General features: G+C 66.1%; 26 protein-coding genes. 9 read left to right on the top strand and 17 right to left on the bottom strand.

The genetic code is table 11. The features are described 5' to 3' along the window. Positions 1-29: 29 nt before the first annotated feature. The 6 genes from ABC977_RS14270 to ABC977_RS14245 are packed head-to-tail and all read right to left on the bottom strand — an operon-like array spanning position 30 to position 4,899. Complete coding sequence (locus ABC977_RS14270) at positions 30-668, bottom strand: V-type ATP synthase subunit E (protein ID WP_369667943.1); 639 nt, start codon at positions 666-668, stop codon at positions 30-32. Further along, positions 665-1,021: a V-type ATP synthase subunit F gene (locus tag ABC977_RS14265; RefSeq protein WP_369667942.1), complete on the bottom strand. Its 357-nt coding sequence runs from the start codon at positions 1,019-1,021 to the stop codon at positions 665-667. The genes ABC977_RS14270 and ABC977_RS14265 overlap by 4 nt, the downstream gene beginning before the upstream one ends. A gap of 15 nt (positions 1,022-1,036) precedes the next feature. Beyond that, complete coding sequence (locus ABC977_RS14260) at positions 1,037-1,483, bottom strand: ATP synthase subunit C (RefSeq protein ID WP_369667941.1); 447 nt, start codon at positions 1,481-1,483, stop codon at positions 1,037-1,039. A 53-nt stretch (positions 1,484-1,536) separates the two neighbouring features. Continuing rightward, positions 1,537-3,435 (bottom strand): V-type ATP synthase subunit I, encoded by a 1,899-nt coding sequence (locus ABC977_RS14255; RefSeq protein WP_369667940.1) that lies wholly within the window; start codon positions 3,433-3,435, stop codon positions 1,537-1,539. 32 nt (positions 3,436-3,467) lie between these two features. Beyond that, on the bottom strand, positions 3,468-4,532 hold the full coding sequence (locus ABC977_RS14250; protein WP_369667939.1) for a V0D/AC39 family V-type ATPase subunit: 1,065 nt from the start codon (positions 4,530-4,532) through the stop codon (positions 3,468-3,470). A 49-nt stretch (positions 4,533-4,581) separates the two neighbouring features. Further along, positions 4,582-4,899, bottom strand: a complete 318-nt coding sequence (locus ABC977_RS14245) for an ATPase (protein ID WP_369667938.1) — start codon at positions 4,897-4,899, stop codon at positions 4,582-4,584. A gap of 282 nt (positions 4,900-5,181) precedes the next feature. Here ABC977_RS14245 and ABC977_RS14240 point away from each other — a divergent pair, with 282 nt between their 5' ends. The 6 genes from ABC977_RS14240 (at position 5,182) to phnE (ABC977_RS14215) (ending at position 9,443) form a co-directional block, all read left to right on the top strand. Next, positions 5,182-5,613, top strand: a complete 432-nt coding sequence (locus ABC977_RS14240; protein ID WP_369667937.1) for an arsenate reductase ArsC — start codon at positions 5,182-5,184, stop codon at positions 5,611-5,613. A gap of 116 nt (positions 5,614-5,729) precedes the next feature. Then, positions 5,730-5,936 carry a hypothetical protein gene (locus tag ABC977_RS14235; protein ID WP_369667936.1) on the top strand — a complete coding sequence of 69 codons (207 nt, stop codon included), beginning with the start codon at positions 5,730-5,732 and terminating at the stop codon, positions 5,934-5,936. A 57-nt stretch (positions 5,937-5,993) separates the two neighbouring features. Then, complete coding sequence (gene phnD / locus ABC977_RS14230) at positions 5,994-6,953, top strand: phosphate/phosphite/phosphonate ABC transporter substrate-binding protein (protein ID WP_369667935.1); 960 nt, start codon at positions 5,994-5,996, stop codon at positions 6,951-6,953. A 38-nt stretch (positions 6,954-6,991) separates the two neighbouring features. Beyond that, positions 6,992-7,816 carry a phosphonate ABC transporter ATP-binding protein gene (gene phnC, locus ABC977_RS14225; protein ID WP_369667934.1) on the top strand — a complete coding sequence of 275 codons (825 nt, stop codon included), beginning with the start codon at positions 6,992-6,994 and terminating at the stop codon, positions 7,814-7,816. Beyond that, positions 7,816-8,628, top strand: coding sequence for a phosphonate ABC transporter, permease protein PhnE (phnE, locus tag ABC977_RS14220; protein ID WP_369667933.1), 813 nt, complete (start codon positions 7,816-7,818; stop codon positions 8,626-8,628). Before phnC ends, phnE (ABC977_RS14220) begins: the two co-directional genes overlap by 1 nt. After that, the gene (gene phnE / locus ABC977_RS14215) at positions 8,625-9,443 is read left to right on the top strand and encodes a phosphonate ABC transporter, permease protein PhnE (RefSeq protein WP_369667932.1); all 819 of its coding nucleotides are present in this window, start codon (positions 8,625-8,627) and stop codon (positions 9,441-9,443) included. The genes phnE (ABC977_RS14220) and phnE (ABC977_RS14215) overlap by 4 nt, the downstream gene beginning before the upstream one ends. Before the next feature lie 94 nt (positions 9,444-9,537). Here the strand turns inward: phnE (ABC977_RS14215) and folD are convergent, their stop codons facing one another. From folD to ABC977_RS14190, 5 genes are all read right to left on the bottom strand, one after another. After that, the gene (gene folD / locus ABC977_RS14210) at positions 9,538-10,398 is read right to left on the bottom strand and encodes a bifunctional methylenetetrahydrofolate dehydrogenase/methenyltetrahydrofolate cyclohydrolase FolD (RefSeq protein ID WP_369667931.1); all 861 of its coding nucleotides are present in this window, start codon (positions 10,396-10,398) and stop codon (positions 9,538-9,540) included. Between the two features lie 167 nt (positions 10,399-10,565). After that, positions 10,566-11,399, bottom strand: a complete 834-nt coding sequence (lgt, locus tag ABC977_RS14205) for a prolipoprotein diacylglyceryl transferase (RefSeq protein ID WP_369667930.1) — start codon at positions 11,397-11,399, stop codon at positions 10,566-10,568. A gap of 319 nt (positions 11,400-11,718) precedes the next feature. Next, entirely contained in the window at positions 11,719-12,171 is a 453-nt protein-coding gene (locus ABC977_RS14200; protein WP_369667929.1) for a cupin domain-containing protein, read from the bottom strand. After that, positions 12,168-13,268: a RuBisCO large subunit C-terminal-like domain-containing protein gene (locus ABC977_RS14195; protein ID WP_369667928.1), complete on the bottom strand. Its 1,101-nt coding sequence runs from the start codon at positions 13,266-13,268 to the stop codon at positions 12,168-12,170. Before ABC977_RS14195 ends, ABC977_RS14200 begins: the two co-directional genes overlap by 4 nt. Positions 13,269-13,428: 160 nt before the next feature. After that, positions 13,429-15,201, bottom strand: coding sequence for an AAA family ATPase (locus tag ABC977_RS14190; RefSeq protein ID WP_369667927.1), 1,773 nt, complete (start codon positions 15,199-15,201; stop codon positions 13,429-13,431). Positions 15,202-15,629: 428 nt separating this feature from the next. Between ABC977_RS14190 and ABC977_RS14185 the strand changes: the two genes are divergently transcribed. Both ABC977_RS14185 and ABC977_RS14180 read left to right on the top strand, forming a co-directional pair. Further along, on the top strand, positions 15,630-16,037 hold the full coding sequence (locus ABC977_RS14185) for a nucleotidyltransferase family protein (protein ID WP_369667926.1): 408 nt from the start codon (positions 15,630-15,632) through the stop codon (positions 16,035-16,037). After that, positions 16,027-16,515: a ribonuclease toxin HepT-like protein gene (locus tag ABC977_RS14180; RefSeq protein WP_369667925.1), complete on the top strand. Its 489-nt coding sequence runs from the start codon at positions 16,027-16,029 to the stop codon at positions 16,513-16,515. The genes ABC977_RS14185 and ABC977_RS14180 overlap by 11 nt, the downstream gene beginning before the upstream one ends. Before the next feature lie 111 nt (positions 16,516-16,626). Here the strand turns inward: ABC977_RS14180 and ABC977_RS14175 are convergent, their stop codons facing one another. Both ABC977_RS14175 and ABC977_RS14170 read right to left on the bottom strand, forming a co-directional pair. Further along, entirely contained in the window at positions 16,627-19,854 is a 3,228-nt protein-coding gene (locus ABC977_RS14175) for an efflux RND transporter permease subunit (protein WP_369667924.1), read from the bottom strand. 12 nt (positions 19,855-19,866) lie between these two features. Continuing rightward, entirely contained in the window at positions 19,867-20,928 is a 1,062-nt protein-coding gene (locus tag ABC977_RS14170) for an efflux RND transporter periplasmic adaptor subunit (RefSeq protein WP_369667923.1), read from the bottom strand. 181 nt (positions 20,929-21,109) lie between these two features. On the opposite strand from ABC977_RS14170, the gene ABC977_RS14165 reads away from it, so the two are divergent. Further along, positions 21,110-21,397, top strand: coding sequence for a sll1863 family stress response protein (locus ABC977_RS14165; protein ID WP_369667922.1), 288 nt, complete (start codon positions 21,110-21,112; stop codon positions 21,395-21,397). Here the strand turns inward: ABC977_RS14165 and ABC977_RS14160 are convergent. From ABC977_RS14160 to ABC977_RS14145, 4 genes are all read right to left on the bottom strand, one after another. Beyond that, on the bottom strand, positions 21,341-21,772 hold the full coding sequence (locus ABC977_RS14160) for a DUF5615 family PIN-like protein (RefSeq protein WP_369667921.1): 432 nt from the start codon (positions 21,770-21,772) through the stop codon (positions 21,341-21,343). The two genes, ABC977_RS14165 and ABC977_RS14160, sit on opposite strands and share 57 nt — an antisense overlap. After that, positions 21,756-22,001 (bottom strand): DUF433 domain-containing protein, encoded by a 246-nt coding sequence (locus ABC977_RS14155; protein ID WP_369667920.1) that lies wholly within the window; start codon positions 21,999-22,001, stop codon positions 21,756-21,758. The genes ABC977_RS14160 and ABC977_RS14155 overlap by 17 nt, the downstream gene beginning before the upstream one ends. A gap of 142 nt (positions 22,002-22,143) precedes the next feature. Then, entirely contained in the window at positions 22,144-22,572 is a 429-nt protein-coding gene (locus ABC977_RS14150; protein WP_369667919.1) for a CBS domain-containing protein, read from the bottom strand. A gap of 445 nt (positions 22,573-23,017) precedes the next feature. Then, on the bottom strand, positions 23,018-24,004 hold the full coding sequence (locus ABC977_RS14145; RefSeq protein ID WP_369667918.1) for a glutathione S-transferase family protein: 987 nt from the start codon (positions 24,002-24,004) through the stop codon (positions 23,018-23,020). Positions 24,005-24,118: the final 114 nt, after the last annotated feature.

The raw sequence follows: 24,118 nt of genomic DNA, 5'->3' as shown, positions 1-24,118 counted from the left end.
GATACGACGACGTCGGAGACGAGCATCGTTCAGCCGGTGAAGAGGCTGCCCGTATCGAGGCCGCTCGGCAGCAGGCGCTCGAGAATCGTTTGCGCGATCCGCGGCCGCAGCCTCGCCAAGCGCCCTTCGAAGGTGTTGTCGACGCGGATCGAGCGATCCTCGCTGACGATCAGGACACCACCCAGGGTCTCGATCGGCTCCTCGCTCAGTACCACCCGGCGACCGGGCAGCGCGGCGACGACCGGCTCCCAGTCAAGCCGCAGACGCTTGATGTCGTGCAGGTTGGCCTGGACTAGCAAGCTGTCGCGCTCGATCTGGCCGGCGGCCACGCGGATCAGTTCACGCAGCAACGCCAGATAGGCGGTCTCGTCCTCGGCGAAGCGGTGCCACCGGTCGGCGAGCCGGCGCTCGACGGACTGCACCAGATTCCAGCGCACCCGGTCGAGCTGGCTTTGCATCTTGAGTTCGCTTGCCTGCACCTGCTGCCGGAAGGTGCGCTCGCCGATCGCCTTGGCCTGGGCTTCCTCGCGCTGTTCGCGTAACCGGCGCTTGTCGGCGGCCTCGCGCAGGATGCTGTCACGACCACGCTTGGCGCGATCCCGGTACTCTGTCGCCAAGCGCTCGGCGCGGGCGAGGATGGCTTGCTCGAGTGCGTCTACCTGGTTCACGAGGACTCCCGTGCCTTCATCGATGAGGCGCCGAACATGGCTCGCAGCCGATCGGCGACCTCGCTGGCGAGCCGCGGCGGTTCCCGCAGCGGCGGGATCGCCATCAAGACGATGCGGCCGCCTTCGCGGCGGATCTGGCGCAGGATCGGGATATCGGCTTGCATCAGGCGATCCTCGATCACCACGAAGGCGTTCTCGCGTGCGCGCAGCAGATCCCGGAAGACCCGCTCCAGATCGGCCGGGATCGGGTCTGGATAGGTCTCGAAGCCGATCAGCCGAAACCCATCGGCGAGACTGTCCTCGCCGAAAAAGAGCAATCGGGTCCCGCGGCCGGGCTCGTTGTCAGCCGTCATCGTTCGTGTCCGACGTCAGATCCGGTTCAACAGCAGGATGCTGATGACCAAGCCGTAGATCGCGATCCCCTCGGCCAGGCCCAGGTAGATCAGAGTTCGGCCGAGGATCTCGGGCTTCTCGGTGATCGCCGCCAACGAGGCCGCACCGATCGGGCCGACCGCGATGCCGGCGCCGATCGTCGACAGCCCGGTCGGGATGCCAGCACCGATGATCGCGAGCCCCAGCCCGACCGAGATCTCCGAACCGACCGCGGTAACAGCCTCGGTTTGCGCCATGACCTGATCGATGCCGAACCAGAGCAGCCCGAGTAGCGCACCCACGAAGACCACCAGTTGCCCCCCCATCGCCGGCTTGAACCAGCCTTGCAGATGTCGCGCGTACGCCGGGCGCAGCTCCAACAGCAGACCGGTGACGATCAGGCCGATGAGGGCCAAGGACATCAGACCAACGAGCCAATACATGTCGCACTCCTTGAGAAGGATGGGAGGTGAGCCGAACCAAATCGGCGCGCCGGCTAGCGGCCAGGCGCCGCGCGCCGCAACCGCAACGGCGCGAATTCATGGCCATTGCCCGAAAAATACCGCGAAAAGCCCTCGTAATACTGTAAACGCATCACCTGGATCATCACGATGCCCCCCTCGAGCACGATGACGAAGATGTTGCCCAGGATCAAGGTCACGAGATGTCCGAAGGTACCCATCATCCCGGCGAGGGTGAAGATCGCGATCGATAACGCCACGTGATTCAGGCTGAAGGCCGCGACCCGCAGAAACGACAGGGTATTGGACGCGTACCCGATCACGGTCTCGAGGGTCTCGATGAAGACGACCAAGACCCGTTCGGCAACGGGCGCGTCCAGATGGCGCCAGTTGTACCAAGCCAGGCCACCGAGGGCCATCAGACCGAGTGTCGCGGGCCACCAGCCGAACGCGCCGGCGGTCGCGAGATTGACGGCGCCCCAGATCAGCGCGAGGTAGAAGACGAGATTGACCAGGCCATGGTGTCCGAACAAGGCCCCGGCGAGGTTCTTGACGACGAGCCGGTTATAGATCGCCAACAGACAGGCCAGCACGATGAACAGGATGCCCCAGCCCAGTGCCAGCTGTAGCATCAGGATCGGATCCTTCAGCGGCGACATCCACAACGCCGGCAGCAACTCTTTTGACCCGAAGACGCTGCCGAACAGGAAGCCGAAAGCCATCGACGACAGACCGGCCAGGACACCGAACAGGTAGAGACGTCCGAGTGGCTTGCGGAAGATCCACGCGAGGATGGCGATGACGGCGCCTTGTCCGACATCGCCGAACATGGTGCCGAACATCAACAGGAAGGTAACCGCGAACAAGGGGACCGGGTCGACCTCGCCGTACTGCGGGATGCCGTATTGCTTGACCAGCAGCGCGAAGGGTTGCAGCAAGCGACTGCGCACCGGCACGGACGGGACCAGCGGCCGTTCGTCCGCGAGCGGGTCGCGGCTATCGAGCTGAAAGGGTTGGGTCAAGCTATCGTCGAGCCGGCGTCGGAGATCGGCGACTGCGCGGGCTGGCACCCAGCCGGCCAAACACGCGAGATGCCCGGCATTGCGCACCGAAGGATCGAGGGTCACGAAGGGCTCGGCCAGCCGCAAGGTCCGCTCGGCCTCGGTCAGTCGCTCGGCGAAACTGGCGGCCCATTCTTGCAGCCGATGTCCCAAGGTTTGGCGCTCGATCTCGATCTCGGCGCGGCGGCGCGCCAAGGATTCGGCGATCTCGTCCGGCGATCGGTCGAGCTCCTGCGGGATCGGCAGGCTCTGAAAACCGGCCGAGCTGAGAACCGAGGCCAACTCGGTCTCGCCGTGACCGCGCGGGCCGACGATCACGACGTGGGCCTGTTCACCGCGCGTCGTATAGTTGAACAGCATGTGATCAGCCAGCCCGACCGCACCCTGGAGCTGACGCAGATTCTCGCGCGGGACCAGACCGACGTGGATCTCCAGGAATCGTGTATGGCTGCGCAAAAGGCGCAGATCGACCCGCAGCTCGGCGAAGTTGGCGACCGCGGCCTGCTGTTCGGCAACGAACCCCTCCTCGTCCTCGAGGCGCCGGTACTCTTCCTCGTAGCGGGACGTCTCGCGCCAGATCCGCCCCAGCCAATCGTTGACCTGGGCCAGCTCCGCGGCATCGACGACACGGATCTCGGTCAGATCCACCTCCTCCACCAGGGGGATCAGATTGCCGATCTTGGCCAGGCGCGTCCGTGCCTGCTGGAAGGTCTCGCGATACTCGTGGCCCGGCGTCCCGGACAGTCGCGGATCGCCCGGTTCGCGCGTGTCCGGGTGAAAGCTCTCGGTCTCGGCCAGGGTCAGGGCCGCCCGCGGCAGATCCTCGGTCAGGACCAACAGCCGGACATGCTTCATCGCCAGCGGTGTCAACATCCTCGATCCGGCTCCTTCGTCGGTAAGCGTCGTCAGGCCGCCGCGGCCCGACCGGCAGGGTTGGAAGCGGGCTCGGACAGCTCGACCGCGGCGACGACCAGATCCGGTTGCAACCCGAGGAGACGGCCTTGGATCAACGCGAACAGTGTCATCAGATCCATCTCCCGCAACATCAGGTAGGCCAGTGCGCGGGCGACCCCCGAGCGGCTCCGGCGCAGGATGTGTCGCGCGCGCCGCGCGAAGTGAGCGCCCAGGTGGCGTTGAAGCTCGATCAGGGTGTCAGCACCGTCGAGCGAGTCGGCCAAGGCCGTTGGCAAGGCCTCGCGCACCCGCTCGATCGATTCCAGGTCCACCAATTCGAGCAGCCGCTCGCGATGCATCAACCGAAACGAGGGGACCAGCCAGAAGAAGGTCTCCGACGGCGACAAGCGGTAGGTGAATCGGAACCGCAACAACCACATCAGATCGACGCGATCGAGTAGCGCCCCGACCAGGTCACGCAGAGGCTCCACATGGTCATCCTGCAACCGCATGACATGGCGCGCGAGGCCCGCATAATAGCGTTGATCGATGGCCGCCTCGAGCGCGAAGGGCTCCCGCCGCTGCTCGTAGACCTCGCGCGCCTGGCGCGCGATCGGCGCGTGGGGCCCGTCTTCGAGCGCACGGAGCAGTTCCAGGACGTTCTCGGTGCGCAGCAAGGCCTGATCGGCGAGGCCGAGGCGAGGCGGCAGTTCGTAAAGCTGATCCTCGATCTCGCGCGCCGTCAGATTATGGAGCTTGCCGCGGATCAGCGTCTTGAGGTTGAACAGCGCGTAACGTCGACCCCAGGCCAAGACCAACGCACGCTCGGGCGCCAGCATGGGCCGGGTCAGGATCGTCAGTTCCGTCAACAGGGTTTGGATCAGCGTCTGCTCGACCGCGCGGCTCTTGCCCCGCGTGGACAATTGCTCGTCGAGCAAGGCGCGAAAGCCGAGCCGCTCGGCCATTCCCGCCAAATCCAAGCGCATCAGCGCATCGAACTCACCGGGGTTGAACAGGCGGGTCGACATCACCGAGACCCGGGTGTGGAGGTAGGCCTGACGCGAGGTATCGGACATACTGAAACGGCCCCAGCGATCCGGCGTTCAACCGATGCCGGCCCGCCGCTCAGAGCTCCGCATTGGTCAGAATCAGAAAGGCCGCGTCCAGCGCCTCGTCCTCGCGCTCTTCGGCCATATCACGCAGTTGGACGTGGCGCTCGTCGTAACGCCGCTTGAGCTCGGCGACCGTTTGTTCGGCCCGCTCCTGCGCCTTCTTGATGTAGGTTCGATGCAAGTCCGGGATGCGGGCGATCAACCGCTCCTCCTCGGTGCGGGCCTCGCGGATCGCGGCCTGGATCGCCTGCTCCTGCTCGACCTCGGCCTGTTGCGCTATGCGTTCGGCGCGCATCTCGGCATCGAGCAAACGCTGTAACGTATTGTCCACCAAAAACTCCTCGGCGTCTCCTCGAAGCGGATCGCAACCGGATCAGGGCGCAGCGGCAGCAGGCTGCGGCCTGCCTAGCGGCGGTCGCCCACCGCAAAACCCGACCCCTCGTGTCCCAATAAGGTACGCGATGCGTACCCTGCCTGGCTAGCCAACGCGCGCTGGAGCCCGCAGGTGAACGGGCGATAAAGGCCGCGAACCGAACCTGGACTCCCGGAGATGGACTGTATATGGCAAAGCGAATATTATGGCGCCCCCACCCCCTGTCGCAAGGAGCTCGAGATGACCGATCCAGTCAAGACCGTCCTGGTGCTCTGCACCGGCAATTCGTGCCGCTCGCAGATGGCGGAGGCGATCCTCAACCACGACCTGGCCGGCTGCGTCCGTGCGCTGTCCGCCGGCACCCGACCGCAGCCCAAGGTCGCGGACGGCGCGATCGACGCGCTGAGGCAGGCCGGGCTGCCGGCCGATGGACTCTTGCCGAAGGATATCGACGCGGTGCTCGACGAACCCTTCGATCTGGTCGTGACCGTCTGTGACAACGCCAAAGAAAACTGCCCGATCTTCCCGCGCCCCGTCCCGAGGATCCATCTACCCTTCCGCGACCCGCACGGTGAACCGCTCGAGTCCTTCATCGCGGTCCGCGACGAGATTCGTGCCCGACTGGTCCCGGCCGTCCGCGATGCCTTGGGCCTGCCTCTCCGGACGGGGTGACGCGGATCGCGACGACAGCAAGGCGCTGATGCCGACAGCCCGCGCGGGGGGCTGACTTTCGCTGGGCAGGCGTCTATGCTAAACGCCTTGAGTCATTGGGTCATCGAGGAGACACCATGAGCACCGAGACTGCATTGATCCTGATCGCCGTCCTAGCGGTTCTCTCGCTAGCCTTCTTCGTCCGAGGGGCATGGAAATGGAGCAAGGCGACCCATCTGAAAGGCCCCGGGGGCATCAACGGCAGCGCCCACCTGCAAGACAATGTGCTGGCGGCCGAACCCGGCGCGGCGACCGCAACCGGCGAATCCTTCAAGAAACCGTAAAATTCAGTGTCTATCATCGGCGATCCCAGTCCATTTTGAATGCTCGAGGTCGCCCCGATGACATTCGCTGCAGCGCGCTACCAGCTTCTCGGCATGGCCGCTTGGCTCGCCATGCTGGTCACTGGACCCCTCTTGGCCATGGATCCACGCTATACCGACGCCGACGGGGATCTGGTGGCCGATGCCCCGACCGATCCGAAGGATTGGGTCGATCCGCCGGTGCTGGTCTTCGCCTATACGCCGGTCGAGGACCCGTCCGTCTACGCCAAGGTCTGGGACGGCTTTCTCGCCCACATGGAGCAGACGACCGGCAAACGGGTCCAGTTCTTCCCAGTGCAATCGAATGCAGCGCAACTCGAGGCGATGCGCGCCGGACGCCTGCATGTGGCTGGCTTCAACACCGGCTCGAATCCGCTTGCAGTCAATTGCGCCGGCTTCGTCCCCTTCGCGATGATGGCCGCGGCCGACGGCAGCTACGGCTACGAGATGGAGATCATCACCTATCCCGGGAGCGGGATCGACGAGATCGCCGACATTGCTGGCCAGCGACTGGCCTTCACGGCGCCGACCTCGAACAGCGGCTACAAGGCCCCGTCGGCGCTGTTGGCCGCCGAGTACGGGTTGGAGGCCGAGCGCGATTACGCGCCGGTCTTCTCCGGCAAGCATGACAACTCGATCATCGGCGTCGCGAACCGCGACTACCCGGCCGCGGCGATCGCCAACTCGGTCATGCGGCGCATGATGGCCCGCGGCGTCGTGCAACCGGAGCAGATCGTCAGCCTCTATCGCTCCCAGACCTTCCCGACCACCGGTTACGGCCATGTCTACAACCTGAAGCCGGAACTGGCCGACAAGGTCAAGGAAGCCTTCTTCACGTTCGACTGGGAAGGCTCCGAGCTCGCGCGCGAATTCGCCGAGTCCGGCGAGGCCCAGTTCATCCCGATTACCTACAAGGAGCACTGGGAGGTCGTCCGACAGATCGATGCCGCGATGGGCGTCTCCTACGACTGCCGCTGAACCGCAGCAGGTCCCGAGCACGACGGGAAGATCGCGCGATGCTGTTGCGTCTGGAGACGCTGACGAAGCGCTATCGCACCGGCGATCTGGCCCTGACCGAGGTCTCGCTCGAGATCCCGGCCGGGCAGATCGTCGGGCTGATCGGACCCTCCGGCGCCGGCAAATCGACGCTGATCCGCTGCGTCAACCGGCTCGTCGAGCCGACCTCCGGCCGGGTCTTTCTCGGCAAGCGCGAGATCACCGCGATGCGCGGTCGCGCGCTGCGTCGCGCGCGGCGGTGCATGGGCATGATCTTCCAGGAATTCGCGCTGGTCGAACGGCTGTCGGTGATGGAAAACGTGCTGACTGGCCGGCTCGGCTATGTCCCCTTCTGGCGCAGCTTTCTGCGGCGTTTCCCGCAGACCGACATCGACGCGGCCTTCGCACTGCTCGACCGGGTCGGCCTGATCGAGCACGCCGATAAACGCGCCGACGCCTTGTCCGGCGGCCAGCGCCAACGGGTCGGGATCGCCCGCGCGCTGGCCCAGAATCCGGATCTCCTGCTGGTCGACGAACCGACCGCGAGCCTGGATCCGAAGACCTCGCGCCAGATCATGCGGCTGTTGCGCGAGGTCTGCACCGAGCGCGGTCTGGCGGCGATCGTCAACATCCATGATGTGGCGCTAGCACGGCAGTTCGTGGGCCGGATCATCGGCCTGAAGGCCGGCCGCATCGTCTACGATGGCGCACCCGACGGGCTGACGCCGGCGATCCTGACCCGCATCTACGGCGAAGAGGATTGGGGGGGCGAGGCCCACCCGAGCGGACCGCGCGAGGCCACCGCGGCGGCGTTGACGCGCGACGAGCTCGTGCGGGCCCTGTGATGGCCGCCGTGCCCGAAACCCCGGCCGCGCGCCGCTGGCGCCCCGCGCCCTTGATCCGCGACCCGCGGCTGCGCTGGGTCCTGTACCTCGGCGCGCTGGCCTACCTGGTCGTCGGGCTGGGCGCCGTCGAGGTCAACTGGGCACGGGTCGCCGACGGTTGGGAACGCGGGCTCAGGTTCGTCGCCGCCTTCGCCCAACCGGACTTCACTAGCCGCTGGGACGACATCGCCGCCGGGCTGCTCGAAAGCCTGACGATGACCTTGACCGCGACGGTCGTCGGCATCCTGATCTCGGTGCCGATCGGACTGGGCGCCGCGCGCAACATCGCGCCCGCCCCGATCTACCTGGCCTGCCGCGCGATCATCGCGGTCTCGCGGGCCTTGCAAGAGATCATCGTCGCGATCCTGTTCGTCGCGATGGTCGGGTTCGGCCCACTGGCCGGCTTCCTGACGCTGGCCTTTGCGACGATCGGCTTTCTCGGCAAGCTGTTGGCCGAGGACATCGAGGACATCATCGAGGCGCAGGCCGAGGCGGTGCGCGCCACCGGCGCCTCCTGGTGGCAGGTGCTGAACTACGGCATCCAGCCGCAGGTGATGCCGCGATTGGTCGGCCTGTCGCTGTATCGCCTCGATATCAACTTCCGCGAATCCGCGGTGATCGGCATCGTTGGCGCAGGCGGCATCGGCGCGACGCTGAACACCGCGATGGACCGCTACGAATACGACTCGGCCGCGGCCATCTTGATCCTGATCATCGCCGTGGTCCTGGTCGCCGAGTACTCCTCGAGCTGGATCCGCCGCCAGGTGCAATGATGGCGATCCGACCCGGCCCGCACGGCCCGATCTGGACGCGACGCACCCCGGTGCAAACCCTCGTCGTCTGGGTCGGCTGGCTCCTGTTGGTGCTCGTGTTCGTCATCAGTTGGGAGGCGATGACCCGCAACCAGATCTGGGCCTTCGTCTGGGACGCCCCGCGTCAGGCCGAGGACCTGTTCTCTCGGATGGTGCCGCCGCGCTGGTCCTACATGGATCAGCTCTGGAAACCGCTTTGGGATACCATCAACATCGCGACGCTCGGCACGCTGCTGGGGATCCTGATCGCGGTGCCGATTGCGTTCCTCGCGGCGACTAACACGACGCCGAGCCGCTATCTGGTGCGGCCGGTCGCGTTGCTGGTCATCGTCGCGTCGCGCTCGGTCAATTCGCTGATCTGGGCCCTGCTGTTGGTTGCGATCCTGGGACCCGGACTGCTCGCCGGGATCCTGGCCATCGCGCTGCGCTCGATCGGCTTCATCGGCAAGTTGCTCTATGAGGCGATCGAGGAGATCGATACCCGGCAGGTCGAAGCCGTGCGCGCCTCGGGCGCCGGCGGCGCGCAGGTGCTCGACTACGGCATCGTGCCTCAGATCCTGCCGGCCTTCGTCGGCATCAGCGTCTTTCGCTGGGACATCAATATCCGCGAATCCACGGTGCTCGGACTCGTCGGCGCCGGCGGCATCGGCCTGCAACTGAAGTCCTCGGTCGACAGCCTCGCCTGGCCGCAGGTGACGCTGATCTTCCTGTTGATCCTCGCCACAGTGATCGTCAGCGAATGGGTCTCCGCACGGGTCCGGCAGGCCGTGATCTAGCCCGCCTGGCGGCTCGACTCACTCGGCCGCTACAAGGCGCAGGACGATCCGGGAGGGTGGACAGCGCGTCATCGTGTTCCGGGCCGTACTGGGGTCACTCGGGACTGGTGGCCCACCCCCGCGCTTCGCATGTGTTCTCGAGCAGGCTCGCAATGGTCATCGGGCCGACGCCACCGGGCACCGGCGTGATCCAGGCCGCGCGCGCGGCGCAGGCGGCAAAGTCGACGTCTCCGACCAGGCCGCCATCCGCGGTGCGATTGATGCCGACGTCGATGACCAAGGCCCCTTCCTTGATCCAATCGCCCGGGACGAATGCCGGGCGACCGATCGCAGCGACCAGGATGTCGGCACCGCGCGCCTTGTCGGCGAGATCCCGGGTGCGGCTATGGCAAACCGTGATGGTGCAGCGCGCGGCCAGCAGTTCGAGCGCCATCGGGCGCCCGACGATATTCGACTGACCGATGATCACGGCATCCAGTCCCTCGAGCGGAACGCCGGTGCGCGCGAGCATCGTCATGATGCCCTTCGGCGTGCATGGCCGCAGGCGTGGTAAACGCAACGCCAGGCGCCCGACGTTATACGGGTGAAAACCGTCGACATCCTTCGATGGCAGGATCCGTTCGATCACGGCCTCGGCATCGATCTGCGGGGGCAATGGAAGCTGCACCAGGATCCCGTCGATGCGCGGATCGGCATTGAGGCGATCGACCAACGCGAGCAGGTCCGGTTGTGCCGTCTCCCGTGCCAACCGATGGACCTCGGAATAGAATCCGACCTCCTGGCAGGCTCGCGCCTTGTTGCGGACGTAGACCTGCGAGGCGGGATCCTCGCCGACCAGGACCACGGCCAGCCCAGGCGGCCTTTCGCCGTTGGCGACCATCGAACTGATGCGAGCCTGGAGCGATTGGCGAATATCCGCCGCGATCGCCTTTCCGTCGAGTACCTGAGCCGTCATCGGTTGCCTCGTAAAACGACACCAAACCGGCATGATAACGGCGTGGCGACGGGTTGCAAGGACCGAACCGTTCGGCCTCGCCACCCATCGGCAGCTTGCTACCCGAGATCAGGCGGGCGCGACGGTCAATGGCCCGGATGGGATCCCCGATCCGTCGTATCGGTCCATCACGCGGCTGTCGGCTTGCGCCGATACGCGAGGCCCAACATAACCAAACCGGCAAGGATCATCGGCAGCGTCAAGAGTTGGCCCATCGTCAGCCAATCGAAGGCGAGATATCCGATGTGCGCATCGGGCAGGCGGACGAACTCGACCGTGAATCGGAAGACGCCATAGCCGACCAGGAAGAGACCGGAGACCGCCATCATCGGCCGCGGGCGGCGCGAGAAGAACCAGAGGATCAGGAACAGGGCCAACCCCTCGAGGGCTGCCTGGTACAGTTGCGAGGCATGTACCGGAAGACTCCATTCCGTGCCCAAAGGCAGATCCCGGCACTGCGCCGCGAAGCGCTCGCATGGCAAGGCCATCCCCCACGGCAGGTCGGTGCGATGACCCCAGAGCTCGCCATTGATGAAGTTGCCGATCCGGCCAGCCATCAGGCCAAGGGGCACCAGCGGTGCCGCGAAATCGGCGACCCGGAAGAACTCGATACCATACCGCCGGCCGAAAAGCCAGATCGCGAGCAGGACCCCCAGCAGGCCACCGTGGAAGGACATGCCGCCTTCCCAGACGCGCAGCAGCGCCAGCGGGTCCTCGAGGATCGCATCCCAGCCGTAGAAGAGCATGTAGCCGAGTCGCCCGCCGACGATGGTACCGATCACGCCGTAGAAGACCAGATCGTCGACCATGGCCTTCGTCATCACCGAGTCCGGCTGCGCCGCGCGCCAGCGGCCGAGCAACCAGGCCGCAGCGAAGCCGACCAGATACATCAGGCCGTACCAGTGGATCTGGATCGGCCCGAGGGCCAAGGCGACGGGATCGATGTTCGGGTAGGTCAGCATAGGCGCGGATCATATCATGTGGTGCCGCCCCGACCGAACGCCGACCAAGAGGCTATCGTCGATCGGAACGGGGCGGCATCGTGGAAACCGGAACAGGCCCGATGGAGGCCGGGCAGCGTGAAAAAAGAGCCACGGATGCACACGGATGGACGCGGAAAGACCCGAAGATAAAGACCAAGTAACGGATAGGTCGAGACATGGCTGATTCGGTCCGCGAGTTTCCGTGCTCTTCCGTGCTCTTCCGTGGCTCCTTTGATCCTTTGATCCTTTGATCCTTTGATTCTTTAATCCCTGGGAGCGACTCGCCACGGGCATGACATCAGGGCCGAATGAAGCGCGCGATCGCCTCGTCACGCCGCAGCTCGGCGAGATCCTCGGCCGTGGGCAATTGCGGCCGGTCACGCTCGACGTTGACCAGGCACAGGAAGCCCAACGGGCTGTCCTCATCGGCGCGGAACTGATGCCAGGCTCGTGTCGGGATCAGGACTAGGTCCTGCGCGGCAACCCGATACAGCGCGTCGCGCACCAAAACCCGACCGCGGCCGTTCAGGACCATGACGCCGTGCTCGTGCTCATGCCGTTCGAGCGTCGAATAACCACCGGGCGCGATCTCGAAATACCGCAGCTCGCAGGCCAGATCGGCGCGCCGAAACAGGACCTGCCGGGTGATGTCGCGAAACGGGGCACTGCCCTGGGGTTTGTAGACCAACGGCTCGACGGCCTCCCAGGTGAAGCCGGGGCGCGCCCGGCGGATGATCGGAGTATCGTTCATCGGTCGGTCTCCAACGCGGCGACCCGCGTGACGAAAGCGCGCGCGGCGCGACGGACATCATCGGCCTCGAGCAAGGCGCCGCCGATCAGCAGCATCAGGTCCGGGCCATAGCCCGCGACCAGTTCCTCGACCCGATCCGGGTGCATACCACCGGCCGGCACCGGCAGCGTCGGCGCCAACCCACACCAGGGCCCGCGCGCGGCATCGGCAATGCTCCGGCACAAGTCGGCGCTGAAGCCGAAGCGTCCCCCGGAGTGCGGGTAGATCACGGCATCGGCACCGGCCAGCCGAAACAGCTTGCCGAGCAACAGCGGCGCGGCGATCGCGCCATGCCCGGCGAGCGCCGGATGCGCAAGGATGGGCCGCCCCTCCGACGCGAGCTCCTGCAAGGTCCCGAGACCGGCGATCATCGGCGCAACCAAGACCGCGCCGACGCCCTCGTCACGCAGGACACCGAGCTGCTCCTGGATGCGCCGCGAACCACCATTCAGCGCCGGAGCGTACAGACAGCCGCGGCCGGTGGCACGATTGGCATCATCGACCGCCCGCTGTACCGCCGCGACCCGGCGCGCGAACGGCGCGCTCGCCTGATCGGCGAGGCCATGGTCGTCCTTGATCAGATCGATCCCGGCCGAGGCGAGCTGACCGGCCAGCGCGGCCAACTCGGCCGCCTCGCACCCCTGGGGCTTCAAAGCGCTGCACGTCAGCGGACGACGCCCGATCCCCAAGGCCGCCCGCCAGCCGCCAATGCCGAAACGCGGACCGCCGAAGGCCGCCGCGGCCGTATCGGGCAGATCGAAATCGACGAGCCTGAGATCCGGATGCAGCGAGCTGTTGCCGAACAGCATGTTCAGCAATTGGCCAGCCTCGCCGCCCGTCGTCTCGACCGCCAGGCTGATCGTGACGCGATGGACGTCCCCGCCCTCGTCGAGGATCCCTTCGACGCGCCCAACGACCTCGTCGCGGACCCGGGCATTGCGCACGGCCGCGACCGGCATCTCGATGCTCTGCTCGACGGCGAGCGCCGCGGCGCGCGCGGCGATCGCGCGACCGGCGCCGGTGACCCGGTACTGAACCCGCATTCTATCGGTGGTCATCGGTCGAAAAACCTATGATGGGAACGGCGAACCGACCGCGTGGGTGCCGGGCGACGGGACCCGCCGACGCGAACCCGGCCGATTGCCCTCTTCGCGACGGTCATGGATCCATACCAAAGCAGTCGGGAGTGGCGCCAAGGATTCGCGGATCCACGCTCGCTCACAGCGCCCGCCACACCAGCCGTTCGACCCCGAGGGCGACCACGGCGAAGGCGCGCAGCTCTTTGAGCCCATGGCGTTTCCGCAGGGTCGCGCCGTAGTCTGCCGCTTGCGCCGCAGCCTCGTCGAGCTTCGCCGCCACCTCTGGCCGCGCGGCGAGCGCCTCGCGCGATTGGTTGCGCACCTGCTCGCCGGTCAGGCCCGATTCCTTCAGCCCCAAGTACTTGAATTCGAGCAACAGGTCCAAGGCCTCGAACCGCCGCATGTCGGGGCGTACGATCAACGCCAGATCGGCATAGCCGCGGTCGGTCTCGAGCTCGGACACGACCATGTAGAGTCGGTCGTCGAACAAAAGCGTCAGGAAGGCGAACTTGACCAAGAGCTCGTTGGTCCAGCGGTAATCGCGATTGGACAGCACCCGGAAATAGCCCTGTTCGATCAGATCGGCCAGCGGCGCGAGATCGCCTTGCTGACCGAGCCGGCGAATCGCCGGGGCAAGCGCCCGGTCCAGGCCGGTCGGCGGCAGCCAGCGCTCGCGCAGGCGCTCGACGTAGAGCCCGCGGGCAACCAGATTGGGGATGCGCAGCACGCATTCGTTGAACGAGGTCAGCCCGGCCAGGGTCAGGACACCGAAGAAGTACAGCAGCGAGGCCATGAAGGGCTCGTCCTTGACCGCCGCCAGCACGTCGGCGACCCCGAAGCGTCCGGCCAGCTGCGGAATCACGACGCGGTCATCGCCGCTCAGCGCCGCGATCAACAGCGCCTCGCCGTGCGGGAGGCCCGCGATGTATATCAGCTTGCCGCGATCCATCGCCAGGTTCTCGTCGAGCATCTGCCGGGGATAGCGGCCGCGACGACGCAGCGCGTCGAGGAAATAGAGGCTCAGCGTCGGGTTGTAGAGGGTCTCGGCGGCGTCCTCGCTGAAGCAATAGCCGTTATAGAAGGTCCGCATCGTTGCCAGCGCCTCGGCCGCCGACCAGCCGCCGCCCTCGACCGCGAGCTGCGCCAGCGCCGCGCCGACCTCGGCCTCGGTGAAGCCGCACAGATCATTGAAATCGGCCTCGAGATAGATGTTCTTGCCAACGTTGTAACCGCTGGTCATGTCGCTCAGCACGACCGGCGAGACGCCGGTGATGAAGACCCGATCGAGCCCCATCCCGCCCGCGGCAGCCTTGACCGCCTTGAAGACGGTCTTGAGCAGGCCCTCGCCATAGAGCAGCGTCTGATAACGCTCGCGACCGCCGTCGCGATCGGCCATCAAGACCTCGTTGGCGAAGTTGTCGTATTCGTCGATCAGCAGATAGAGCTTGTGCGGGGTCTGCGAGACCGCTGTCAGGACGGCGCGCCAGGAAGACAGCGCATTGCCCTCCTGGATCGCGATGGGACCGGGCAGCCGGTCGCAATAGCGCTGGGCGAAGTCGGAGACGCAGTCGTTCAGATGCTGATGCAATGCCGCCTCGATGTCGGCGATCTCGCCATGCGCCGGGACCAGCGAAAAATCCCACTTCATGACGAAATAGGCGTTGCGCAATGGGGTCGGCTTGCGGCCGACGGCGAGGCCGCCGAACAGGGCCTGAAACTGCCCGGCCCGGTTCAGATCGTAGTAATGCTCCAGCATCGACAGCAGCAGGCTTTTCCCGAAGCGGCGCGGGCGCAGGAAGATGAGCTGCCGCCCCGCCTCCTCGATCGCCGCGAGGCGATCGCTGCGGTCCTGATACCAATACCCCTCGCCGATCAGGGTGCCGAAATCGCTCAAGCCATAGGGGAATTTCATCCGGTCGCTCCGCTCGGGGGATGGACGCTGTCCAGGATAACTGATCCTAGCGCCGCATCGCAGGCCGAAGGCGCCGTGCGGCCGGATCGCAGGGCATCCTCCAGACACGGAGGATCCGAACCCGGTCAGAGCGGCACCGCAAAGCTCCCGTTTCCGCACGATCCGGGCCATCCGAGGCCGATCCAGGGTGGAACTCGGCGGTTTGGTCGGTGTCCTTTTTCCTCTAGAATCGCACTGTCGCGTGACGGCCGTCGGGCTGATGAAGGCGACCGCCGACACCACAGGCGCGGCCGGGGCCGCAGCCGCCGCAGCGAGCACGACGGCCAACAGAAAACCGGGCCGAGTGACGCCGCGACGGCTCGGCTGCCGGTATCCGGATCGATTCGACATTCGCGACCAACGCGCACGCCAACCCGCTTTGAAGGCACATGGCACACTCGAACTCGCCACCATCAGATCCCGTCGCGCAAGGTGCGACAGCGACCGCGGATCCGTTCGATTACAGTCGGCTCAAGGCGCGATGGGCCGAGCGAAGGCAGGAGTCCGCGGGGCTGTCCGAGCACTTGTTGGATCGGGTGGAACGTGAGGGTGCCGCCATTTTCCGTCGCTATCACGCGACCCGCGCCATCGCATTCGGCTCATTGGTCGAGGGTCGAGCACACGCTCGCTCGGACATCGATTTGGTCGTATTGGGAACGGATCCGGCCGACTACTGGGCGTTGCGCCGTGATTTGGAGGACGCGCTCGAACGCTCGATCGACCTGCACACCGAGTCCGATGACGCCCAGTTCGTGTCCAAGGCCATCGAGCGCGGCAAGCTGATCTATGCGGCATAAGGCTAAGGTCGAGCTGCTGCGCGCCGACATCAAAGACGAGTTGGCCAAGCTCGAAGCCTTGGCGCACGTCTTCGCTACGGTTCGTGAAAAGCTTGATCTGCCGCCCACGGAGGTCTCGGTGTACGACCGAGGCGCCATCGGTTACTTACTGCACAATTTCTACAACGGCTGCGAGAACATGTTTCGGCGCATCGCGGCCTTTTTCGAGAACGACATCGGCATGGACACCTGGCATGCCGACTTGCTTCGCCGCATGAAACTAGATGTCGAGGGCTACCGCCCGGCGGTCATCGACGACGAACTGTACCGCCTGTTGCAGGATTTTCGCGGCTTTCGTCATGTCTTTCGCAATGCCTACTCGTTCGAGCTGGATTGGGAGCGCGAGCAACTCGTAGCCTCGCGCTTCGAGACGACCCTGCGCATGGTCCGAGAGCAGGTCTTGGCCTTCCTGGATCGATTGGATGAGTTGGAATCGTGACATCGCATCGGATCTCCTTCCATTCGTCGGCCCCTCGCCGCAACCCCCGCAACCCGCGTTCGGTGGCCAACGGCCGATGCCCGCCGGGCACCGACCTAGAGCCACTCGGTGTCATCGAGGGTTCGCGGCCTTCAAGGTGTCTTCAGGTCGCCCCGGTTCGCCAAATAGCAGGGCCTTCAGGCGCTCACTCGCGTTCTGAACCATCAGGTACAGGCAGGGGATCAGGAACAGGGTCAGCAACATCGCCGTCAGCAGCCCGCCGATGACGGCGATTGCGAGCGGCTGCATCAGGTTCGCGCCGGACCCCATCCCCAACGCGAGCGGAATCATGCCGGCCACCGTCGTCAGCGTCGTCATCAGGATCGGCCGCAGCCGGATGCCACCGGCCTCGACGATCGCGGTCGCGGTGTCCAGGCCGCGCCGGCGGCCGCGCTCGATGTATTCGACGAGCAGGATCGCGTTGTTGACGACGATGCCGATCAACAGGATGACACCGAGGAAGGCCGGCGCCGACAGCGGCGTATCGGTCGCCCAGAGCAGGGTCACGACACCGATCAGGCATAGCGGCGCAGCGGCCATGATGACCAGCGGATTCGACAACCGCTCGTACTGGACCGCCAGCACGACGAAGACCAGAAAGAGCGCGAGCAGCACCGCGATCGTCATCTCGCTGCGCGTCTCCTCGACGGTCTCGAACTGGCCGCCGAAGATCAGCCCGTACTGGTCCGGGAGCCTCATGTCGCCGATCCGGGCACGGATCTCGGTCATGATCTGACCGGCATCGGCCAGCGCCGTGTTGAAGTTCCCGGTGATCCGCTGCACACGCACCTGATTTTCGCGCTCGATGTGGGCCGGCCCTTCGCCGAGCCGAAAGGCCGCGACGTCGCTGAGATGGATCAGGCGGCCACCGGCGGCCGACAGGATCACCTGCCCCAGCGCCTGCTCGTCGCCGGTGGCCTCGCGCGGCAGGCGGACCCGCACATCGTACTCGGCCACCCCGGTCGCATAGCGTGTCGGGATGTAGCCGGTCACCGCGTCGCGCAGGGCGCGTCCGATCTCGCTGACATTGAGCCCCAGCGCCGCGGCCCGCTCGCGATCGACATCGACGCTCAACAGCGGCGTGCGATCCTCGCGCGCGACCTCGAGGTCTTCGAGGCCCACGACCCCTTCCAGGCGATCGACGATCTCGCGCGCCAGCTCATCGAGCCGGATCAGGTCCTCGCCGACGATCGTGACGTCCATGTCGGCCGCGGTCGGGCCGAGCGTCAGGCCCGGGATCCGCGGGGGCTGAACCCAGATCCGGGCGTTCGGGATCTGAAGATCGCGCAGGCGGCGCTGGGCCTCGGCGACCCACAGACCGGCTGGGCTGTCCGGCCGCTCGCTGGCCGGCACCAGCGCAACATCCATCCGCGCGGTGCCGGGGCGCTCCGAGATCACGCCGCCGTGCAGGTGCCCACCGACGAGCGCGAACACGCTTGTGACATGGGGCATATCGCGCAACGCGGCCTCGACCAGCCGCGCGGCGCGATCGGTTTCGTCCGGTGGGGTCCCCGGCGGCAACGAGATGCGCACCCCGACCTGACCATCGTCGAGTTGCGGCAAGAACTCGCTGCCCAAACGCTCGAAACCGACCAGGCTGGCGACGAAGAACGCCGCGGACACCAGCAGCACAGCCCAGCGCCAACGTAACAGCCGCGCAAGCAGCCCACGGTAACCCCGCACCAGCCGGTCGACACCGCGATCGAACCAGCGATACGGCCGACTGCGATCCAATCCGGAGCGAAAGCGCACCCGCCCCAACTGGGCCGCCAGCATCGGCACCAGCGTCAGGGCCACGGCCAGCGAGGCCATGACCGCGAACGAGATAGTCAGGATCAGCTCGCGGAAGACCAGCGCCGCCATCCCGGTGATCAACAGGAAGGGCGCCACCGCGGCCAGGTTCGTCAGGGTGCCGGCGGTGATCGCCGAGATCACCTCGTCGGCCCCGTCATGGGCCGCGTCGCGCGACGACTTCGCGAGCCGCTCCTGGTGGCGCGAGACGTTCTCGAGCATGACGATCGCATTGTCGAGCAGCAAACCGACGCCGAGCGCCAGACCCCCGAGGCTGATCACGTTCAACGTCAAGCCACCGAACCCCATCAGCACGAAGGTGAAGAGCACGGCCAGCGGGATCGACAGGCCGATGACGAAGCTCTTGCGCAAGGAGCCGAGGAAGGCCAGCACGACCAGCATCGCGAGGACGGCGCCGAGGATCGCGGCCGTCGCGACGGCCTCGACCGACCCACGCACGAAAACCGAGCCGTCGCGGGTGACCTGCCAATGGATGTCAGCGGGGATGAACCCCGAACGCTCCAGTTGCGCGATGCGCTGGTTGACCGCATCGACGACGGCGACGACATTCGCATCGGGCAGCTTGAAGATCGACAACTGGGTCGCCGGTACCCCATTCAGCCGCACGAACAGGCGCTGCTCGCGGAAGCCGTCGCGGATCTCGGCGACCTCGCTCAAGCGGATCCGGCGCGCGCTGTCCGGCACCGTCAACAGCAGGTCCTCGATCTCCGCGGGGCTCGTGAAACGCCCGTCGGTGCGGGCCATCACGTCGAAGCGTGGCGATGTGATGTGGCCGGCGGCCAGGTTCACGTTCTCGTCACGCAGTTGATCGGCGACATCGCGCAGCGTCAGCCCATAGGACCGCAGCCGCTGTTGATCCAGGACGACCTCGATCTCGCGGACCTGGCCGCCGGTCGCCTCGACCGCCGCGACCCCGCTGATCGACTGCAACTGGGGCACCAGGCGCTGCTCGACCCAGTCGCGCACCTCGCGCGGCGGGCGCGTCGGCGACGAGAAACCGGCGCGCCAGACCGCCCATTCGCCCGGATCCCACTTGCGCAGCCGCGGCGGCTCGATGTCGCTCGGCAACTGCTGGCGCGCGGTCTCCAGCAAGCGCGCCGCATTCTGCATCGCGATATCGAGATCGACGCCGTGCTCGAAGATCAGATTGACGTTGGTCCGACCCTCGGAGGCCCGACTCGACAGGCGACTCAGGTTTTCGACCGAGGCCAGATTGCGCTCGAGGACCCGGGTGACCTGTTCCTCCATGACCTCTGGCGCGACGCCGGGGTAATTGACCGTCACCGTCACGTACGGGAACTCGACCTGCGGCAGCAGGTTGACCGGCAGCCGGTCGACGAAAAACAGGCCGAGCACCAGTACCACCGACGCGATCGCCAGCGTCCCGATCGGGCGGCGGATCGAGGCATGCGTCAACCCGGCGTAGTAGCGCGCGCCACGGGTTGGCTCGGAGGGAGCGGACGAGCCGATGCGGTCAGCCTGCGTCATGCGATGCCTCGCTCAAGGGTGCTCGTCGATGACCCGCACCCGCGTGCCAGCGGTCATCTCCAGCGGGTTGGCCGACACGACCCGCTCGCCCGGGGCGAGACCGGAACGCACCTCGCGCCAGGCGCCGCGGATCAGGCCCGCGTCGATCGCGCGCCGCTCGAGCCGCTCGTCGCCGTCGACGACCATCACGAAGGGCTCCCCGGCCGCCTCGGCGACCGCGCCGGCCGGCACCGCCAGCACACCGTCGCGCCGATCGACCATCACATCGGCCCGCGCCAGGTACCCCGGGCGCACGCCGATCGCATCGGCCTGCGGCAGCTCGACCTCGACCGTGACCAGGCGACTCAGGTCCTCGGCCGCCGGGAACAGACGCCGAATCACGCCGACGACCGGGTCGCGATCGCCGAGCGCATCGATGCGCAGGTTCACGACATCGCCGATCCGCAGATTCCGGACGTCCAACTCGGAGATCCCGAGCCGCACGACGAGGTTGGACAGGTCGGCGATCGCGAACAAGGCCTCGTGGCGCGAGATCGCCTCGCCCGGCTCGACATGGCGCGCGACGATGGTGCCATCGATCGGGGCCGTGACGGTGCCGAAATCGACCCGCGTCTGCCACAGCAGGACCTCGCTCGAGGCCACCTCGAGCTCTGCCGCGGCCGCCTCGACACTGGCCTCGTCGATATAGTTGCGCCGCTGTAGCAGGGTCAGCCGGTCGAAGTGCGCTTGGCGCTCGTGCCGCCGCGCCTCCGCCCTGGCCAGCTCGGCCCGTTGCTCGCTGACGTCGATGCGCGCGAGCACCTCGCCGGCCTGGATCCGGTCACCCTCCTCGACCAGCACCTCGGTCAGGACACCGTCGGTGCGCGCGGCGAGGCGGATCCTTCGCAAAGGTTCGACGGGCGCCGACACCTGCACCACCCGCGACAGGTCCCGCCCGGCGACCTCGATCACGCGCACCGGCAAGATGCGCTCGGCGCGCGTGTCCGACGACGGTGGCTCGCCTCCGGAGGGCCCGCAGGCGGCCAGCGAGAGACCGATCGCGATCAGACATCCCAGTTCAACAGTCTTTTTCATGCGTGGAGTTGGAGCCCCGGCCCCTGTTTTTGTTCCGTGGACGCACCGGCCGCTCGGTTGAGCCACCGGTCGGGGTTTGGTTGCGCCCGATGCCCAATCGGGAAATACTTGAGGAGCAAGCAAGCACCCGCACACTCGGTGCCTGTCGGAGCCATGTCACGCTGACGCTGGAGGAAAGACCATGACCGACCGTAAAGCCTATATCGAAAAGATGAAGGCCAAGATCGACGAATGGGATGCGGACCTCGACAAGCTACAGGCCCGGGCCGACCAGGCCCAGGCCGAGATGAAGCAACACTATCACGAGCAGATCGATCGATTGCAGAAGCAGCGCGAGGAAGCCCGCGAGATGCTAAACGAGATGGCGACCGCAAGCGAGGCGGCCTGGAACGACATGCGCAAGGGCATGGAATCAGCCTGGGAGGCCACGAACAAGGCCTTCCTCGACGCCTTCTCGCGCTTCAAGTAAACCACCCATAGCACGCTGGTATCGACCGCTGTGATCACTCGGCCTCGCCCCGCAGGTTCGCCATGACGTCGGCCGTGCGCCGGCCGCGACCGTGCTTGCCGAGCAGGGCGAATGCCGGGTGGTCCTGCTGACGTTTCCAGCATTCCCGACGTTCAGCCAGACGACCTTCGGTGGCGCGCCGTATTGAAAGCTGCGCTGGCCGAAGTCGTTGTCTTTGGACACCAGGATGTAACGGTTTGCCTTGGCATACTCCCATACCTCGGCATCCCTCGCCCCGCGCAATCCCGCCTCATCGATTTGGCTGCTGCCTGGGCAAAGCTCCGCCAGCAACCCCGGGAGCTTCGGGCTCAAGTTCTCGTCAAGCAGCAATTTCATGGGGCGTGCCAACGGCCAAGCGGCGCTCCCGCTGCGCAGCGAACATCAACACCGCGCGCAGGTGCTCCGACGCGAGGCTGGGAAAGTCGGCCAGGATCTCCTGCTCGCTCATGCCACCCGCCAGGTATTCGAGGACGTCGTAAACCGTGATCCGAGTCCCGCGGATGCACGGTTTGCCGCCACGAACCTCTGGGTCGATGGTAATCCATTCATTGATCGCATCGGTCATCTCAACACTCCAACCGGTGAAGTCTCATCGGAAGCCATTTGCGTGTGCCCCAGGGCTTCGCCGATCTCTTACGGCCCTCTTCAATCGAACGGCCGGCATGAACGACTGCCCGAGTCTTCGGGACCAGGATAGCCCCGCCCGGTCAGCTCGAGATGTATTGCTCCAGCTGCGAGATGATGAACTGCTGCTCGGCGACGATCGCCTTGATCAGGTCCCCGATCGAGATCAATCCGATCAGCTTGCCTTGATCGACGACCGGCAGATGGCGCACGCGCCGCTCGGTCATCACGGCCATGCATTCCTCGAGCGTGCGGGTCGCCGCGACGCAGGGCACGCGGGTCATCATGATCTCGCGCACCCGAGTCGTCGGCGAGGATCGCTCGGCGAGCAAGACCTTGCGCGCGTAGTCGCGCTCCGAGATGAGCCCGACGAGCCGATCCCCATCGAGCACCGGCAGCGCCCCGACGTTGTGGTCGGCCATCCGCTTCAGGGCCTCGGCGACGGTCTCGTCCGGTCCGATCGTGTGGACTGCGTGACCCTTTTCGTCCAACAGGTTTGCGACGTTTTTCATGGGGACCTCACTCTAGCGTGAAAACAGAGCCGCGGATGCACGCGGATAAACACGGAAAAACACGGAAAAAAGACCAAGCCGACTCCCGCGAGATAAAGTGCCATTTTGGTTAAAGGGTGCGCGGTGTAGGTGCGGCTTCAGCCGCAATGGAATTCGGCCAGACGGCCCGGGATAGCCTTCTTGCGGCTAAAGCCGCACCTACACGCGATCAGCCAGGGGTGCCTGCGTGCGGCTGAAGCCGCACCTACACCCAATCAGCCAAGGTGGCCTTCTTGCGGCTGAAGCCGCACCTACACGCGGTCTGTGACGGTTCGGTCCGCGTGCATGACCGGCCGAACCGCCTCTCCGCCCCGATCTCGCCTTGAACTGGCGCATCAGGTGAACGCACCGGCCGGAGAACGGTATCTGGATCGCGCCACCTGACGATACACGGGACCTATAGTGACTATAGATCACGCGGCGCGGGATCGGTTCGCGCGCCGCGTTCCTGGGTCATCTTGACCCCCGTCACGCCAGCACCTCGACCCGCGGGCAGGTCGAAGGACAGCGCGGGCCCTTTCGGGATGATCCCGGTCGGGTTCAGCGTCGGATGACTACCATAGTAGTGGGCCTTGATGTGATCGATCCGCACCGTGTCGGCGATGCCGGGGACCTGATACAGCCGTTGCGTGTAGCCCCAGAGGTTCGGGAAATCGATCAGGCGTTGGCGATTGCACTTGAAGTGGCTGTAGTAGACGGCGTCGAAACGGATCAGCGTCGGGAACAACCGCCAATCCGCCTCGGTCGGCCGATCGCCGACGAGATAAGGCTGCTTGCCGAGACGTGCCTCCAGCCGGTCGAGCGCCGTGAACAAGCGATCGTAGGCCGCGTCGTAGGCCGCTTGCGTGGTCGCGAACCCCACACGATAGACCCCATTGTTGACGCCCTCGTAGACCTCGGCGTTGACCGCGTCGATCTCCTCGCGCAGCGGCTCCGGGTACAGGTCCAGATCGGCCCGCCCCCAGGCATCGAAGGCGCGATTGAACATCCGGACGATCTCGGACGATTCGTTGTTGACGATCGTGCGCCGCTCGGTGTCGTACAGGACCGGCACCGTTACCAGCCCGTCGAACCCAGGGGCGACCTGCTGGTAGAGGTCGGCCAGCGTCGCGAGGCCCTGGACGCGATCGCCGGTCGAGCCGGGGTAGTCGCCGAAGGTCCAGCTGTCCGGCGGCATGATCGGGTGGACGACCGAGATCGGGATGATGTCTTGGAGCCCCTTCAGGACCCGGACGATCAGCGTCCGGTGGGCCCAGGGGCAAGCATAGGAAACGTAGAGGTGATAGCGATTCGGCGCGGCCGCGAAGCCCCCATCGCCGGTCGGGCCGGGGGCTCCATCGGCCGTGACCCAGTGACGAAAACGGGACTCGGTGCGGATGTATTCGCCTTGCATCGTCGTCGCCTCCAGATCGTGCGGTGGCTCATCCTTGACCGTAGAACCAATCGACGAACCGGCAGCGCCGAAAGGCCGACGCCCCCTCCCAGCTCGGTGGGACGGCCGGCGGGA

It is taken from the genome of Thioalkalicoccus limnaeus, from assembly GCF_041197575.1.
GTDB classification, from domain to species: Bacteria; Pseudomonadota; Gammaproteobacteria; order Chromatiales; family Chromatiaceae; genus Thioalkalicoccus; species Thioalkalicoccus limnaeus.
This window is presented reverse-complemented; position numbering and strand designations above follow the sequence as displayed.